Consider the following 15807-nt stretch of genomic DNA (forward strand, 5'->3'; position numbering starts at 1 on the left):
ATTGCGAGAGAAGGACACCATGACCAGCACCGACCAGCGCCCGTTCCGGGTGGTCGTCGTCAACGCGGGCGTCAGCGACCCGTCGTCCACCAAGATGCTCGCCGACCGCCTCGCCCTGCGCGTGGAGGCCGCCGCCCAGCGCGACGGCCACACGGTCGAGACGCAGAACCTCGACCTGCGGGAACTGCTCCCCGAGTTGTCCGGCGCGCTCGCGTCCGGCCACCTCGGCCCGCGCTTCACAGCGGCCATCGAGGCGCTCGCGGCGGCGGACGGCATCATCGCGACCGCGCCGGTCTACAAGGCGGGCCCGAGCGGGCTGTTCAGCTCGTTCTTCCAGGTGCTCGACAACGACCTCCTGATCGCGAAGCCGGTCATCCTCGGCGCGACCGCCGGGACGGCCAGGCACGCGCTGGTCGTCGACGAGCAGATGCGCTCGATGTTCGCCTACCTGCGGACGATGACCGCGCCGACCTCGGTCTTCGCTTCGACCGAGGACTGGCAGGACAACTCCCTCGGCAAGCGGATCGACCGCGCGGCGCGCGAGCTGGTCGTCCTCATGGAGACCGGCGTGGAGGCCCGCATCAAGGACACGTCGTGGAACAGCTACCAGCACGAGTTCGGCTCGGCCGGCGGCAACGAGCTGGGGATCGACCTCGGCTCCGATCTGATGCGGCTGGCGGCCGGCGGGACTCTCGGAGGCCCGGCGCGGAGCTGACGCAGCGGCGGTCGCTCCTCCCTCTAGGCTTGTGCCACGCACGACCGATGGGAGGGGCGCCGCCGTGACTGCCGTAGAGGGCCATCTCCGTTTCGATCACGACGCTCTCCGAAGCGCGGCCGACCTCCACCAGGCCGGCAAGGACGCCCGGTCGCGGGTGCCGCGCGGCGTGCACGGCGAGTACTCGCCCGCGACCGGCCGCGACCCGGTCGGCATCCTCAAGCGGCAGCACGAGCACCGCGTCGCCGAGCTGATCCCGCTGCGGCTGGAGCGGATGACCGCGAACCCGTTCGCCTTCTACCGGGGATCGGCGGCCATCCAGGCGGCGGACCTTGCGAACGCTCCGCGGACCGGCGTCGACGTGACGATCTGCGGCGACGCGCACGTCGCCAACTTCGGGATCTACGCGTCACCGGAGCGCACTCTGGTCTTCGACCTCAACGACTTCGACGAGTCCGCCTACGGCCCGTGGGAGTGGGACCTGAAGCGCTTCCTCACCAGCGTGGTGCTGGCAGCGCGCCAGCGCGGGTTCCCCGACCCGAAGGTCAAGGCCGTCACGCTGGAGGCCGCCGCCGCCTACCGCACCGCCCTGCGGCAGATGACCGGGCTCGGCGTCCTGGAGCGCTACTACCTCCGCGCCGATGTGAGCAGGGGCCGGCGTGCCTCGTCGTCGCAGCGGGTGATCGACCGCGCGGTCGAAGCGGCGGCTCGGCGCACCTCCGCACGGGTCGCGCGCAAGATCATGCGTCGCGCGGCGGACGGCGCGATGACGATCGTCGAGGACCCGCCCGTGCTCGCGCATGTCCCGGACGCCGCAGAGCAGAACGTGCTCGAGATCATCCGCGCCTACCTCGAAACGGTCCCCGCGGACATCGCGGTCCTGCTGTCGCAGTACGTCGCGACGGATGCGGCCCGCCGCGTCGTCGGCGTCGGCAGTGTGGGAACGCGCTGCTACATCATCGTCCTGACCGGGCCGGCCGGTGAGCCGTTGGTGCTCCAGGTGAAGGAGGCGACCGAGTCCGTCGCGGTCGAGTTCGGCGGTGCGACCGCCGGACGTGCCCCGGCGTTCGACGACCGCGCGCACCGTGATGAGCACGGTCATCGCGTCGTCGCCAACCAGCGGGTCCTGCAAGCGGTCAGCGATCCGTTCCTCGGGTACGTGAACGCGGGCGGCCACGCGTACTACGTCCGGCAGTTCCGCGATCAGAACGTCTCGATCGAGACCGAGACGCTCGGCTTCCGGCCGTTCGCCGACTACATCGATGCGTGCGCCACCGTGCTCGCACGTGCCCACGCGCAGTCCCCGGCCGCATCGTTCATCGCCGGCTACCTCGGCAGCGGTGCGGCGTTCGACACGGCCGTGGTCGAGTGGGCCTTCTCGTACGCCGACCAGGCCCACGCGGACTACCTGACGGTGCGCCAGGCCGTCGAGGACGGCGAGTTCGCCGCATAGACACCGGAGGCCTGCAGGGGCAGAACCGCCGAGTATTCTGATCGGAGACGAAGGGGAGCGGCGTGGACGTGCTGGGCGTGCTGGAGTGGATCGGCGTCGTCGTCTGCCTGATCCTGGCGCTGACCGGGCTCGTCCCCGTGATCGCGGCAGCGGCGACGTTCGTCGTCATCCCGTTCCACGCCTGGATCAACCACTACAAGAAGGCCGCGCCCTACCTCCCGCGCGTCGCCATCGTCGTGCCGGCCTGGAACGAGGGCGCGGTGATCGGCGCCTCCATCGACCGGTTGATGAGCCTCGACTACCCGAAGGACGCGCTGCGGATCTACGTGGTGGACGACGCGAGCACCGACGACACCCCCGTCGTCGTGCGCGCCCGCGCCGAGCAGTATCCGGGCAGCGTGTTCCTGCTGCGCCGGGACCAGGGCGGCCAGGGCAAGGCGCACACCCTCAACCACGGCATCGAGCGCATCCTGGCCGAGGACTGGATGGAGGCGCTCCTCATCATGGACGCCGACGTCATCTACCTGCCCGACTCGCTGCGGCGGATGACCCGGCACCTGGCCGACCCCGAAGTCGGCGCCGTGTCGGCGTACATCCGCGAGGGCAGCCGCGACCGCAACTACCTCACCAAGTTCGTCAGTGTGGAGTACGTGCTCTCGCAGCCCGCGGCCCGGCGCGCGCAGAACGTGCTCGGCGCGCAGGCCTGCCTCGCCGGCGGCGCCCAGCTCCACACCCGGGAGAACCTGGTCGCCATCGGCGGCCGCGTGGACACCTCCACGCTCGCCGAGGACACCATCACCACCTTCGAGACGCAGCTCCACGGCAAGAAGGTCGTGTTCGAGCCGCACGCGCACGTCCTGGCCGAGGAGCCGCGCGCGGTCGACGCGCTCTGGAAGCAGCGGCTGCGGTGGGCGCGCGGCAACGTGTCGGTCACCTCGCGCTACTCGAAGGTCTGGTTCCGTCCCTCTCGCGAGCATCACCTCGGCGCGTGGACGTTCGGCATCGTCTGGTTCAGCCTGTGGCTGCTGCCGCTGATCATGGTCACCTCGGCCATCGGGCTCGCCGGGCTGCTCTTCCTGCAGAACGAGCTGGCTGCGACCGTCTTCCGCGTCCTCTGGATCTCGGCGTCGCTCGCCTACCTGTTCGTGCTCATCCTCGGCTCGCTCACGGACGCGAAGACGAGTCGCAAGGAGCTCGGCCACATCCTGCTGTTCCCCGGCATCATCAACATGCTCGTGATGATCACGGCGCTGTTCCCGCCGATCACCCTGGTCTGGCTGCCCGGCCTGTTCGGGATCACGCTGAGCACCGAGGCGCTGTTCATCCTGACGCTCGCGATCTACATCTGGATCCCGTTCTCGATGGTCGCCGCCTGGCTCGCCCGGCGGGCGGAGCGCACGCGCGCGGGACGCTGGCTGGCGCCCACGCTCATCTACCTGGCGGGATACGGGTCGCTGCTCTGCGCGATCACGTTCGACTCCTACCTCAAGGAGCTGGCCGGCGCCGAGGCGCGCTGGGACAAGACCGAGAAGGTCGGGCGGGTCGCGGCGGGCTGACGCCGCGACCGGAGCGGGACGCGGTCAGTCGACCAGCGTCAGCTTGACCGGAACGTTGCCGCGCGTCGCGTTGGAGTAGGGGCAGACGTGGTGGGCCTTCTCCATCGTCTCCTCCGCCGTCTCCCGGCCGAGGCGCGGGATGTAGACGTCCAGCTCGACCGTGAGGCCGTAGCCGCCCGCGCCGTTGTCGCCGATGCCCACGCTCGCCGAGACGGCGGAGTCGGACGTGTCCAGCTTGTGCGCGCGGCCCACCGCGTGGATGGCGCTCAGGAAGCACGCCGCGAAACCGGCCGCGAAGAGCTGTTCGGGGTTGGTGCCCTCGCCCGAGCCGCCGAGCTCGCGCGGCGGGCGGGTGTCCAGGTCGAGCAGGTCGTCCTCGCTGCGGACGTGGCCGTCGCGACCGCCTCCGGAGGCGTGCGCGATGGCGGTGTAGGCGATGTCCATGAGCACAGCCCAGTCGACCGGACTGAGCGTCCGCTGGGAGCGCGCCCAGGATACTGATGTACAGGGATTCGGGTAGCGTTGCGTGCGATGAGAGTGCACGGCCTGACGCAGACCACCGAGACCCGCGACCTGACCGCCGAGGCGGACGACGCCGAGACCGCACGCGCGCTCGTGGAGGAGCAGGTGCCGGACGGGTTCGAGCTGCTGCAGGTGCACAACGCGATGCCCCGCGGCGGGCGCGTGATCGCGACCGCGGTCATCCGGGCGTCGGCGACGCAGCTCATCGAGGCGGACGGGGCCGACTATCCGGCCGCGCGTGACGCCCTTCGCGCCAAGGTCCCGGAGGGGCAGCGGCTGCTCTCCATCGTGGTCGACGACTGAAGCGCGAACCGTCCGCCCGTCAGCGGACCGTGAACTCCTGACCCGACGCGGCCTCCAGCAGCGGCCACAGTCGCGCCCCGGTCCGCGGCGAGCGTGACGACCGCGTCGCCCGGCCGGCCGCCGGGGCGCCCTTGGTGAGCCCGGCAGGTCCGAGGTAGCCGTCGGCGGTCAGCGTCGGGTCGAGCACAGCACGCACCGGCACCCACGCACCGTGGTCCTTGCCCTGCGTCCACGCCGCCTGGAGGTTGTCGGCGAAGCGCTTGGCCCGGCTCGGCTGGTTGACGCCGTGGACGCCGGGCGTGCGGCCGGAGGTCGAGTAGCCGGGGTGCACGACCAGGCTGGTCACCGCGCTGCCGGCGGCCCGGAGCCGGCGCTCCAACTCGAACCCGAACACCTGCGCGGCGATCTTCGAACCGGAGTACGCCCGCCACGACGTGTACGACCGTTCGAGCTGGAGGTCGTCCAGTCGGAGCGTTCCCAGCCGGCTCGCGAGCGACCCGAGCGAGACGATCCGCGCGCCCTCGCCGCGCTCCAGGGCGGGCAACGCGCGGGCGACGAGGCGGAAGTGGCCGAGCACGTTCGTGGAGAGGACCAGCTCGTTGCCGTAGCGGTCGGTGCGGCGCTCGCGCGGCGGGTGCACCATCCCCGCGTTGAGCACGAGGGCGTCCACCCGCTCGCGTTCGAGCAGGGCGTCGGCCAGGGCGTCGATGGAGGCGTGATCCGTCAGGTCGAGCGGGGTGGCCTCCACCCTTGCGCCGCGGACACGCCGGCGGATCGCCGCGACGGCGGCCTCCGCTCGCTCCTGGTCCCGGCAGGCGAGCACAACACGGGCGCCGGCCCGGGCGAGCTGCTCACCCGTGAAGTAGCCCACGCCGGCGTTGCCGCCGGTGATGACGACAGTCGTGCCGTGGGCGTCGGGGAGCTCCGCGGGGTCCCAGGCCACCGCCCTAACGGCCGTTCTCGGAGGCGATGCGCTCGTGGTGGTGGATGACCTCCGCCACGATGAAATTGAGGAACTTCTCGGCGAACGCGGGATCGAGATGGCTCTCCTCGGCGAGCACCCGGAGGCGCTGGATCTGCTCGCGCTCACGCTCAGGGTCGGCCGGGGGAGGCCGTGCTCGGCCTTCAGAGCGCCGACCTGCTGGGTGAACTTGAACCGCTCGGCGAGCATGTGGATGACGGCCGCGTCGATGTTGTCGATGCTCTGCCGGATGCTCCGCAGCCGCTCCAGCGCCTGCACGGTCGACTCGTTCTCAGCCATGCTCCGACCCTACCGGGCGGAGGGTTGCGGGAACGACGATCCGGGTTTACTCTATGCATAGATTATCTACACGCAGAGCAAAGGAGACACCTCATGTGGACCACCCAGGAGACCGCCGTCACCACGCTCCCCCGCGACCGGGTCTGGGAGGCCGTCCGCGACCTCCACACCGGGACGCTGAGCTACGACGGCGCCGACCGGTTCGAGCTCCACGGGCCGTTCGCCGTCGGCACCGAGCTCACGGTGACGCCCGCCGGGCAGGACCCCATCCGCTCCCGCATCGACGTGCTGGAGGAGGGTCGCGTCTACGCCGACGTGACCGATGTGGGCGACGTGCGGCTGACCTTCCGCTACGACCTGGAGGACGACGCCGCGGGCACGCTCGTGCGGTACTCGCTCACGATCGACGGCGCCGCAGCCGACGCGGTCGCCCCCGAGCTGGGCCCGCAGATCAGCGCCGACTTCCCCGAATCGCTCGCCGCCCTGCTGGCCGAGGCGGAGCGCCGGGCGGAACAGAGCAGACTGGACGCATGACGGACTTCCCCGAGGGCCCGGCGACCAGCCCGGGCTTCCTCCTCTGGCACGCCACGCTCCGCTGGCAGCGCGCGATGGTGGAGGCGCTGCGGCCGCACGACCTCACGCACGCGCAGTTCGTGCTGCTGGCCTCCGTGTGGTGGCTGAACGGGCAGTCCGAGAGCCCGAGCCAGGCGCGGCTGTCCGAGCAGACCGGGTCCGATCCGCGGATGACCTCGGAGGTCGTGCGGCGGCTGGTCGCCAAAGGGCTGCTGGAGCGCACGCCGGACCCGGCGGACAGCCGCGCGAAGGTGCTGCGCGTGACGGCTTCGGGTGCCGCGGAAGCGGAGGCGGCCATCGGGTCGGTGGAGGCTGCGGACGCGGCGTTCTTCACGTCGGCGCTGGAGGCCGCGCCGGGCGCGCTGCTGCCGGTGCTGCACGCGATGGCCGGGCGCTGACGGTCCTATTCGCCCGTCACACCGCCCCGATACGGTGGAGCCATGACCCAGACGCACCTCACGGCACCCCTGGACGAGCGCTCGGCGGCGGACCTGGCGGAGGCCGGCCTCCGGCTCGCCCTGGTCGACCTCGCCGACACCGCCGCTCTCGACGCGTGGATCGTCGCTGACATGCGCGGCTTTCACGGGCGCCGGCCGTCGGCGGAGGTCCTGGAGGAGGCGCGGACGAACTTCGGCGGGCGGCGCACGACCGCCGTCTACGACGAGCGCGTCAGCACGCCGGTCGGCACGGTCAACTCCTGGGTCGCGCCGCTCACCGTCCCGGGCGGCGGCAGCCTCGACTCCTGGGCGATCAGCTCCGTCACGGTCGCGCCGACCCACCGCCGCCGGGGAGTCGCGACCGCGCTGCTCGGGGCGGAGCTGCGCACGGCGCACGCGCTCGGCGTCCCCGCCGCCATCCTCACCGTCTCGGAGTCCACGATCTACGGGCGCTAGGGTTTCGGGCCGGCCACGTTCGCGACCGGCTGGAGCGTCGACGCCAAGCGGGTCCGCTGGACCGGCGCCCCGACTCCCGGACTGCTCTCGTTCACCACGCCCGACGAGTACCGCGAGACCGGCCGCGCCGTCCTCGCCGAGGCCATGGCCTCCCGCCCGGGCGAGATCGGCCTCGAACCGTACCTCGCCGACCGCCTCCTCGGTCCGCTGAAGGGCGACGACGACGCGGCGCGGTACCTCCTGGTGCGCTACGACTCCCCGGACGGGCGGCCGGAGGGCTTCGTCAGCTACGTGGTGCGTGGGGGTGAGGAGGACTTCTCCCGGCACGTCGTGGAGGTGAACTACCTGGCGGCCGCGACCGACGCCGCGCTCACGGCCCTCTGGCGCTACCTCCTCGAACTGGACCTCGTCGCCGAGGTGAAGGCCTGGACGCGTGGCGTGGACGAGCCGGTGCAGCTTCTCGTGCAGGACATCCGCGGCGCACGCATCACGAGCGTGCAGGACCATCTCTGGGTGCGCATCCTGGACGTCGCGGCGACGCTCACCGCCCGCCGCTACGAGAGCGACGGCGACCTCGTCCTGGAGGTGACCGACGCGCTCGCCTTCGCCGATGGCCGCTACCGGCTGATCGTGGAGGACGGCGAGGCGCGCGTGGAGTCGACCACCGACGCCCCGGACGTCACCCTGCCGGTCGAGACGCTCGGCAGCGTCTACCTCGGGCACGACCTGGCGCGCGGGCTGGCGCTGGCTGGTCGCCTCCACGGCGACGCGGAGGCGCTCGACCGGTTGTTCCGGACGGCGGTGCCGCCGCGGCTCAGTACGTGGTTCTGAGGGGTAGGGAGGCCGGAATAGCGCGGTCGTTATTCCGGGTTGCGGGGTGAAAACCGGAATAGCGCTCGCTTATTCCAGGTTGTGGTGCTTGAATCGGAATAACGACGTCACTATTCCGGGATCGGGGGCACGATGGGCGATGCGAGCGATTGGGCTTCGCACGGCGTCGAGACCGTTCCGTGGCGCAGCCGGAGCGGGCGCGGCTCGCGCGCCGACCGGACGCTCACGTCCGTCGATGCGACCATCCCGCCGTTCATCGCCGACCGGGTGTACGCCGGAGACCCGTCCGTCCAGGTCGCCCAGGAGTCCGCCATCCGCGCCCTCACCGCGCTCGACGCCGACACCGGCCCGGGAGTCGGCGCGATCTCCGCCTTCCTGATCCGCACCGAGTCGATCGCCTCGTCCAAGATCGAGCACATCGAGGCCACCCCCGAGGACTTCGCCCGCGCGCTCGCCGGTGTCCGGGCGAACACGAGCGCCACTGCGATGGTCTCGGCGTCGCGCGCCATCATGCGGATGATCGACGACGCCGGGACTACTGGGCGCATCACGCTCGAGGCGATGCTCGACGCGCACAGGACGCTGCTCGCCGACGACCCGAGCGAGGCGCACTACGCCGGCCGGGCCCGCGACATGCAGAACTGGATCGGCGGCAGCGACTTCTCGCCGATCGACGCCGATCACGTCCCGCCTACCCCCGAGCGGGTCCTCCCGCTCCTCCACGACCTCGTCGCCTTCGCGAACCGCGACGACATCCCGGTCATCGCGCAGGCTGCGATCGCCCACGCGCAGTTCGAGTCGATCCACCCGTTCACCGACGGCAACGGGCGCATCGGCCGGGCACTGATCGGCGCGATCTACCGCCGCCGGGGCATGACATCCGTCACGACGCCACCGATCGCGTCCGCACTCGCCGCCGACCAGGACGGCTACTTCGACCTCCTGACCGCGTACCGCCGCGGGGCAGCGACGCCGATCGTCCGCGAGCTCGCCGACGCCACCAGGATCGCGGCCGAGGAGGCGCTGGAGTCCGTTCGCGTCATCCGCGCACTCCCCGACGAGTGGACGGCCGCGCTCTCACCGCGACCGGGCAGTGCCCTGGCGGCGGTCGTCGACGGCCTGCTGGACACCCCGGTGTTCGACGCCGAGTCGGTCGAGGCCCGGATCGGACGGTCGACCTCCGCCACTTACGAGGCGCTGGAGCGCGTGGAGAACGCGGGGATCACGCTTCGCATCACGAACCGTCAGCGGAACCGCGTCTGGGCCGTCACCACGATCATCGACGAGCTCGGATCGCTCGACTGGCGGATCGCCGCACGGGCACGCCGGCGCAGCGACCCGGAGCTCCAGGCGCTGCTCGGCGCCTGACCGCCCCGCGCCCCTAGTCCACCAGGTCGTGCCGCACGACGATCTCGTCGCGGGCCGGCCCGACGCCGATCGCCGAGATGCGGGCCCCGGAGATGGCCTCCAGGGCGAGCACGTAGTCCTGCGCGTTCTTCGGGAGGTCCTCGAACGTGCGGGCGCCGCTGATGTCCTCGGTCCAGCCGGGGAACTCCTCGTAGATCGGCACCGCGTGGTGGAAGTCGGTCTGCGAGGACGGGACCTCGTCGTGGCGCACGCCGTCGACGTCGTAGGCGACGCAGACCGGGATGCGCTCGATCCCGGTGAGGGTGTCGAGCTTGGTGAGGACGAAGTCCGTGACGCCGTTGATGCGGGCCGTGTAGCGCGCGACGGGCGCGTCGTACCAGCCGGTGCGGCGCGGGCGGCCGGTCGTCGTGCCGAACTCGAAGCCGCGCTCGCGGAGGAACTCGCCCCACTCGTCGAACAGCTCGGTCGGGAACGGGCCCGCGCCGACGCGCGTCGTGTACGCCTTCACGATGCCGATCACGCGGTCGATGCGGTTGGGCCCGATGCCCGAGCCGGTCGCGGCGCCGCCGGACGTGGAGCTGGAGGAGGTGACGAACGGGTAGGTGCCGTGGTCGACGTCCAGCATCGTGGCCTGGCCGCCCTCGAAGAGCACGTACTTGCCGTCCTCCAGAGCCTGGTGCAGCAGCAGCGACGAGTCGACCACCATCGGCCGCAGCCGCTCGGCGTAGCTCAGCAGCTCCTCTACGACCTCGTCCACGCCGATGGCGCGGCGGTTGTAGACCTTCACAAGCAGGTGGTTCTTCTGGTCGAGGGCGCCCTCCACCTTCTGCCGCAGGATGTTCTCGTCGAAGAGGTCCTGGATGCGGATGCCGACCCGGTTGATCTTGTCGGCGTAGGTCGGGCCGATGCCGCGGCCGGTCGTGCCGATCTGGCGCTTGCCGAGGAAGCGCTCCGTCACCTTGTCGATGGTGCGGTGGTACTGCGTGATCACGTGCGCGTTGGAGCTGACCTTGAGGCGGGACACGTCGACACCGCGCGCGATCAGTCCGTCGAGCTCCTGGAACAGCACTTCGAGGTCCACGACGACGCCGTTGGCGATGACGGGCGTGACGCCCTCGGTCAGGATGCCGGAGGGGAGCAGGTGCAGCGCGTACTTCTCGTCGCCGACGACGACTGTGTGGCCGGCGTTGTTGCCTCCGTTGAACTTGACGACGTAGTCGATGCGGCTGCCGAGCAGGTCGGTGGCTTTGCCTTTGCCTTCGTCGCCCCACTGGGCGCCGATGATCACGATCGCGGGCACGTTTCGTCCTCTCGATGGTCGGGAGCGCGTCGGCGCCTCGCGGACGACCGTCGCACTCGATCCTATCGCGACGGGTTTTGCCGGGCCGCCGAGGGCGGGCATTGTCTCGAAGCTGAGCAACGCTCTACATTGGCCCCGATGTCGTCCCTCCTGTACCTGCTGGGCCGCGCCGCCTTCCGGGCGCGGAGACGTGTGCTGGTCATCTGGCTCGCAGCGCTGGTGCTGTTGCTCGGCGGGGCGGCGCTCCTGAGCAACGGGACCGACAACACGTTCAGCATCCCCGGGACCGAGTCTCAGGAGGCGCAGGACGCCCTCGCGCGCACCTTCCCGCAGGTCAGCGGCACGTCCGCGCAGCTCGTCGCGGTCGCGCCCACGGGGACGGACGTGCACGATCCGGCGTTCCAGTCCGCGGTGGAGTCGTCGGCGGCGGCGATCGCCAAGATCCCGCAGGTCACGTCCGCGTCCTCCCCGTACAGCGGGCCGTCGACGGGCAACATCGCGGCGGACGGCTCGGCCGTCATCGTGCCCATCCAGCTCTCGGTCGCGCAGACCGCAGTGCTGCCGTCGACGTCCGACGCGATCCAGAAGGCGGGCAGCGACCTGGAGGCCGCCCTTCCGAAGGGGTCACAGGTCGCGGTCGGCGGCCAGCTCTTCTCGCAGACGGTCGCCGGGATCAGCGTGACCGAGCTGCTCGGCATCGTCGTCGCGTTCGCGGTGCTGATCGCGACCTTCGCGTCGGTGATCGCGGCGAGCCTCCCGCTCATCACGGCGCTGCTCGGAGCCGGGCTGTCGCTGTCGCTGATCTTCGCCGCGACGCACTGGCTGACCATCGCCTCCACGACGCCGCTCTTGGCGCTGATGCTGGGCCTGGCGGTGGGGATCGACTACGCGCTGTTCATCATCTCCCGCCACCAGGAGCAGCTGAAACACGGGATGACGCCGGAGGAATCCGCCGCCCGCGCGGTCGCGACGGCGGGGTCGGCGGTGGTGTTCGCGGCGGTCACGGTGATCATCGCGCTGGTGGGGCTGAGCGTGGCGGGGATCCCGTTCCTCACGACCATGGGGGTCGCTGCGGCGCTCGCGGTGACGATCGCGGTGCTCATCTCGATGACGCTGACGCCGGCGCTGCTGGGGTTCGCGGGGATGCGGGTGGTGGCGAAGCGGTTCCGGGCCCCTGCGGCGAAGACCGCACCTCCTGTCACCCACCCCGTCGCGGGCTTCTGGGTGCGCCTGGTCACCCGCATCCCGATCCTGACCGTGGTGCTCGTCGTCGCTCTGCTGGGCCTGGTCGCGCTCCCGGCGGCCACCCTCCGGCTCGCTCTGCCGGACGCCGGCTCGCTCGACGAGCACGAGCCGGCCCGGATCGCCTACGACCTGATCGGCGAGCACTTCGGCCCGGGCTACAACGGCCCGCTCATCGCGACCGGCTCCGTCATCGGCAGCACCGACCCGGTCGGGCTGATGAACGACCTCGGCGCCGAGTTGAAGACGGTGCCCGGGGTCGCGGCGGTCCCGCTCTCCACGCCGAACGAGTCCGGCGACACGGGCATCGCACAGGTGGTCCCGACCGGCGCTCCCGACTCGGCGGCGACGCAGGAGCTCGTCGCGAAGCTGCGCTCGATGCACGACCACTTCCAGCGCGAGTACGGGATCGACCTCTCCATCACCGGGTACACGGCGGCGGGGATCGACATCTCGTCCCGGCTCGGCGGTGCGCTGCTGCCGTTCGCCCTCCTCGTCGTCGGTCTGTCGCTGGTACTGCTGGCGATCGTGTTCCGGTCGATCGTGGTGCCGGTGACGGCCGCGCTCGGTTACCTGCTCAGCATCGGCGCGGCGTTCGGCGTGACCAGCCTGGTGTTCATGAGCGGCCGGCTCGCGGGGCCGCTGGGCGTCGCGCACGTCGGCTCGGTGATCAGCTTCATGCCGATCATCGTCATGGGCGTGCTGTTCGGGCTGGCGATGGACTACGAGGTGTTCCTGGCGAGCCGGATGCGGGAGGAGCACATCCTCGGCGCGGCCACGAAGGACTCCGTGCACAAGGGCTTCCAGGGGTCGGCGAAGGTGGTCACGGCCGCGGCGGTCATCATGTTCGCGGTGTTCGCGGCGTTCATCCCGGGCGGTGACGCACAGATCCAGCCGATCGCGCTCGGCCTCGCGGTCGGGGTCGCGGTGGACGCGTTCGTCGTCCGGATGACGCTCATCCCGGCCGTGCTGGTGCTGTTCGGGAGGGCGACGTGGTGGATGCCGCGCTCGTGGGACCGCGCGCTGCCGGTGCTCGACATCGAAGGCGAGGGCGTGCAGGCGGAGCTCGACGCGGCCGGGTGGCCTGCGCCTGGGACGGTGTACGCGCTGGCGGCGGACGGCGCGCGGGCCGGAGGGTCGGGGGCGCTCGACGCGCTGGTCCCGCCGGGCGGGGCGATCGTGGTCACCGGGCCGGGGCACACGGCGCTCGCGCTGGCGATCGCCGGGCGCGCGCCGCTGACGGCGGGACGGATCAAGGTGGACGGGCTGCTCCTGCCGGTGCGTCGGTCGTCGGTGCGGGCGCGCGCGGGCGTCGCGCGGCTGGGCCGGGCGGCGGACCCGGTGACGGCGGTGCGGGATGCGGCGGAGGGGCGGCCGGCGGTGGTCGTGGTGGACGGGGCAGAGGCCGTGGTCGGGGAGGAGCGGCAGCGGCTCGCGGAGGAGCTGCAGCGGGTGGCGGACGCGGGGGTCGCGGTGGTGCTGGCGGCGACGGCACCGGAGGGGTCGCGGAGTTGCTGCCGGTCGTGGCGGGGGTGCCGGCCACCGCCGAAGCACCCGCCCTCGACGCGTCCAGCTTCGAAGCTCCCTCCGCCGACGCGCCGATCCCGGAAGCACCCATCGCCGACGCGAGCACCCCAGACTCCCCCACCGTGGAAGGAGCCGCCACCGAAGCACCCGCCACGGAAGCACCCACCCAGGAAGCACCCGCCGCGGAAGCACCCACCGCCGAGGCAACCATCGCCCACCCCGACCCCGACCCCGCCCATCCCCGCCACGCCCAGCCCCAGCCCCCCACCCCCGACGAGCGCGGCGACTACGCCTCGCTGACTCGCACCTTCCCTCCTGACGGGAGCGCACCATGACCGATCCATCTGCCGGCCGGGCGCCGTTCGGCGCGCGCGCCGGGACCGAGCGCACGCGCGTGATCACCCTGGTCGGGCTCGCTCTCGCGCCGCTGCTGGTGGTGACGGTGCTCGGCTGGGGGCTGTTCTCGCCCGTCCAGCACCTCGACCGGGTGACCGCGGCGGTCGTCAACAATGACACCCCGGTGACCCAGAACGGCAAGACCATCCCGCTCGGGCGGCAGTTCGCCGGGTCGCTCATCGCGGGGACCTCCACGGTGTCCGCCTCCGGGAGCACCACCCCGACCGAGGCGCCGCCGTCCACCGACGCCACCGACTTCACGTGGGTGCTGACCAACGACAAGGACGCGGCCTCCGGACTGGCGAGCGGTCAGTATGCGGCGGTGCTCACCATCCCTTCGTCGTTCTCGGCGGACGCGACCTCGATCGGAGGCGCCGCAGCGAGCGCGAAGCAGGCGAAGGTGACCGTGCAGACCAGTCCGGCGTCGGCGCTGGTCGATCCTGCTCTGGCCGCGGCGGTCACGCAGGCGGCGACGGCCGCACTCGACCGGCAGCTCACCATCCAGTACCTCCAGAACGTGTACGCGGGCTTCAACACGATCGACCAGCAGATCGGGTCGGCTGCGTCGGGTGCGGCCTCCCTCTCGTCCGGCGCGGCCACGCTGGCGCAGGGGACGCAGTCGCTGGCGAGCGGAGCGGCCACCCTCGCGTCGGGCACCCAGTCGCTGGATGCCGGCGCCCAGTCGCTCGCATCCGGGCTCGACACCCTGAGCGCCACGACGCAGCCGCTTCCGGCGCAGACCCAGCAGCTCGCGGCCGGGTCCGCGACGCTCGCGGGCGTGGCGGACCAGGCGTCGGCGGGGGTGGGCTCCGCGACCGACCAGTTCGCGCAGGTGGTCGCGCAGCTCTGCGCGACGGGTCCGGCCGTGCTGTGCGCGCGGGCCACGGCCGCCCTCGGCACGCTGCAGCAGGCGAACAGCGGGCTGGCGGCCTTCGCGCAGGGCTCGGACGCCGTCGCGTCCGGCAATGCCGCCCTGGCGAGCGCGATGCCCTCGCTGGTCGACGGGATCGACGCCTCCGCCTCGGGAGCGGCGCAGGTCGCCTCCGGAGCGGCGCAGACGGCCTCCGGCGCAGCGTCGGTGAGTTCGGGCGCCGCGTCGGCCGCGACCGGTGCGGAGCAGACGGCGCAGGGCGCGGCCCAACTCGCCTCGGGCCTGGCGCAGGCGACCCAGTCCATCCCGACCTACAGCGACAGCGACATGACGACGCTGTCCGCGGTCGCCGCGCAACCCGTGGTCGCGGTCCAGAAGGCTCCGCCGACGGGGGTCGGGACGCTCCCGCTCTACGCGGTCCTCGCGCTCTGGCTCGGCGGGATGGTGACCGCGCTCGCCCGGCGGGCCGTGCCGTCCCGGAGGCTGCTCACGACGACACCCTCGGCGTCGATCGCGTTGCGGTCGGCAGGGATCGTGGCGCTCGTCGGGGCGGCGCAGGGTGTCGTGGTCGCGGGTGCCGTGCAGTTCGGGCTCGGCCTGCGGCCGGACGTGTGGCTCGGCTTCGCGCTGGCGGCGGCGTTCATCGGGGCGGTGTTCGGCGTGCTCAACCAGGCGCTGGCGGCGGCGTTCGGGGGTGTCGGCCGCCTGGTGGCGCTGGTGGTGGGGATCGTGGCGCTGACCGCCGGACTGTCCTCGACCGTGCCGGCGGCGCTGACGTCCCTCGCGGCCTCCCTGCCGACCACGCCGGCGCTGGCGATGCTGCGCGCGGCGGCGAGTGAGGACGTGGGGGCGGCGTTCGGCGCGTCCGGGCCGCTGTTCGTGTACGCGGTCGGGGCGCTCGCGCTGACGCTGGCGGCGGTCGCGACGCGGCGCAGCGTTCGGCTGCCGAAGGTCGCGGGAGGGCGGGCGGTCGCGGCCTGAGCGCTTAAGTTGCAC

At 72.1% G+C, this 15807-nt stretch carries 14 protein-coding genes and 1 pseudogene; 11 read left to right on the forward strand and 4 right to left on the reverse strand.

What is annotated here, in order from left to right; genetic code table 11:
- Positions 1-19: 19 nt before the first annotated feature.
- From ACQ86L_RS10620 to ACQ86L_RS10630, 3 genes are all read left to right on the forward strand, one after another.
- Positions 20-715, forward strand: a complete 696-nt coding sequence (locus ACQ86L_RS10620) for a CE1759 family FMN reductase (RefSeq protein ID WP_345833576.1) — start codon at positions 20-22, stop codon at positions 713-715.
- A gap of 64 nt (positions 716-779) precedes the next feature.
- Entirely contained in the window at positions 780-2168 is a 1389-nt protein-coding gene (locus ACQ86L_RS10625) for a DUF2252 domain-containing protein (RefSeq protein ID WP_434315362.1), read from the forward strand.
- Between the two features lie 77 nt (positions 2169-2245).
- Positions 2246-3724 carry a glycosyltransferase family 2 protein gene (locus tag ACQ86L_RS10630; RefSeq protein WP_434318879.1) on the forward strand — a complete coding sequence of 493 codons (1479 nt, stop codon included), beginning with the start codon at positions 2246-2248 and terminating at the stop codon, positions 3722-3724.
- Positions 3725-3748: 24 nt separating this feature from the next.
- On the opposite strand, the gene ACQ86L_RS10635 is transcribed toward ACQ86L_RS10630, so the two are convergent.
- Positions 3749-4168 (reverse strand): organic hydroperoxide resistance protein, encoded by a 420-nt coding sequence (locus ACQ86L_RS10635; RefSeq protein ID WP_382458030.1) that lies wholly within the window; start codon positions 4166-4168, stop codon positions 3749-3751.
- 87 nt (positions 4169-4255) lie between these two features.
- Here ACQ86L_RS10635 and ACQ86L_RS10640 point away from each other — a divergent pair, with 87 nt between their 5' ends.
- Complete coding sequence (locus tag ACQ86L_RS10640; RefSeq protein ID WP_434315363.1) at positions 4256-4549, forward strand: hypothetical protein; 294 nt, start codon at positions 4256-4258, stop codon at positions 4547-4549.
- Between the two features lie 19 nt (positions 4550-4568).
- On the opposite strand, the gene ACQ86L_RS10645 is transcribed toward ACQ86L_RS10640, so the two are convergent.
- Both ACQ86L_RS10645 and ACQ86L_RS10650 read right to left on the reverse strand, forming a co-directional pair.
- Positions 4569-5492: an SDR family NAD(P)-dependent oxidoreductase gene (locus ACQ86L_RS10645; RefSeq protein ID WP_434315364.1), complete on the reverse strand. Its 924-nt coding sequence runs from the start codon at positions 5490-5492 to the stop codon at positions 4569-4571.
- A gap of 4 nt (positions 5493-5496) precedes the next feature.
- A pseudogene (locus ACQ86L_RS10650) lies at positions 5497-5810 on the reverse strand (chorismate mutase).
- Between the two features lie 93 nt (positions 5811-5903).
- Between ACQ86L_RS10650 and ACQ86L_RS10655 the strand changes: the two are divergent.
- The 5 genes from ACQ86L_RS10655 (at position 5904) to ACQ86L_RS10675 (ending at position 9475) form a co-directional block, all read left to right on the forward strand.
- Positions 5904-6344, forward strand: coding sequence for an SRPBCC family protein (locus tag ACQ86L_RS10655; RefSeq protein WP_434315365.1), 441 nt, complete (start codon positions 5904-5906; stop codon positions 6342-6344).
- A complete protein-coding gene (locus tag ACQ86L_RS10660; protein ID WP_434315366.1) occupies positions 6341-6781 on the forward strand; it encodes a MarR family winged helix-turn-helix transcriptional regulator in 441 nt (146 codons plus the stop codon). The genes ACQ86L_RS10655 and ACQ86L_RS10660 overlap by 4 nt, the downstream gene beginning before the upstream one ends.
- Positions 6782-6823: 42 nt before the next feature.
- Entirely contained in the window at positions 6824-7276 is a 453-nt protein-coding gene (locus ACQ86L_RS10665; protein ID WP_434315367.1) for a GNAT family N-acetyltransferase, read from the forward strand.
- Positions 7277-7420: 144 nt separating this feature from the next.
- Positions 7421-8107: a sterol carrier protein domain-containing protein gene (locus ACQ86L_RS10670; protein ID WP_434315368.1), complete on the forward strand. Its 687-nt coding sequence runs from the start codon at positions 7421-7423 to the stop codon at positions 8105-8107.
- 132 nt (positions 8108-8239) lie between these two features.
- Entirely contained in the window at positions 8240-9475 is a 1236-nt protein-coding gene (locus ACQ86L_RS10675; protein WP_434315369.1) for a Fic family protein, read from the forward strand.
- A 13-nt stretch (positions 9476-9488) separates the two neighbouring features.
- On the opposite strand, the gene ACQ86L_RS10680 is transcribed toward ACQ86L_RS10675, so the two are convergent.
- The gene (locus tag ACQ86L_RS10680) at positions 9489-10775 is read right to left on the reverse strand and encodes an adenylosuccinate synthase (protein WP_345833568.1); all 1287 of its coding nucleotides are present in this window, start codon (positions 10773-10775) and stop codon (positions 9489-9491) included.
- 138 nt (positions 10776-10913) lie between these two features.
- Between ACQ86L_RS10680 and ACQ86L_RS10685 the strand changes: the two genes are divergently transcribed.
- Positions 10914-13844 carry an MMPL family transporter gene (locus ACQ86L_RS10685; protein WP_434315370.1) on the forward strand — a complete coding sequence of 977 codons (2931 nt, stop codon included), beginning with the start codon at positions 10914-10916 and terminating at the stop codon, positions 13842-13844.
- 31 nt (positions 13845-13875) lie between these two features.
- The gene (locus ACQ86L_RS10690) at positions 13876-15792 is read left to right on the forward strand and encodes a YhgE/Pip domain-containing protein (RefSeq protein ID WP_434315371.1); all 1917 of its coding nucleotides are present in this window, start codon (positions 13876-13878) and stop codon (positions 15790-15792) included.
- Positions 15793-15807 lie beyond the last annotated feature (15 nt).

The organism is Leifsonia sp. P73 (genome assembly GCF_051059105.1).
Lineage (GTDB): Bacteria > Actinomycetota > Actinomycetes > Actinomycetales > Microbacteriaceae > Leifsonia.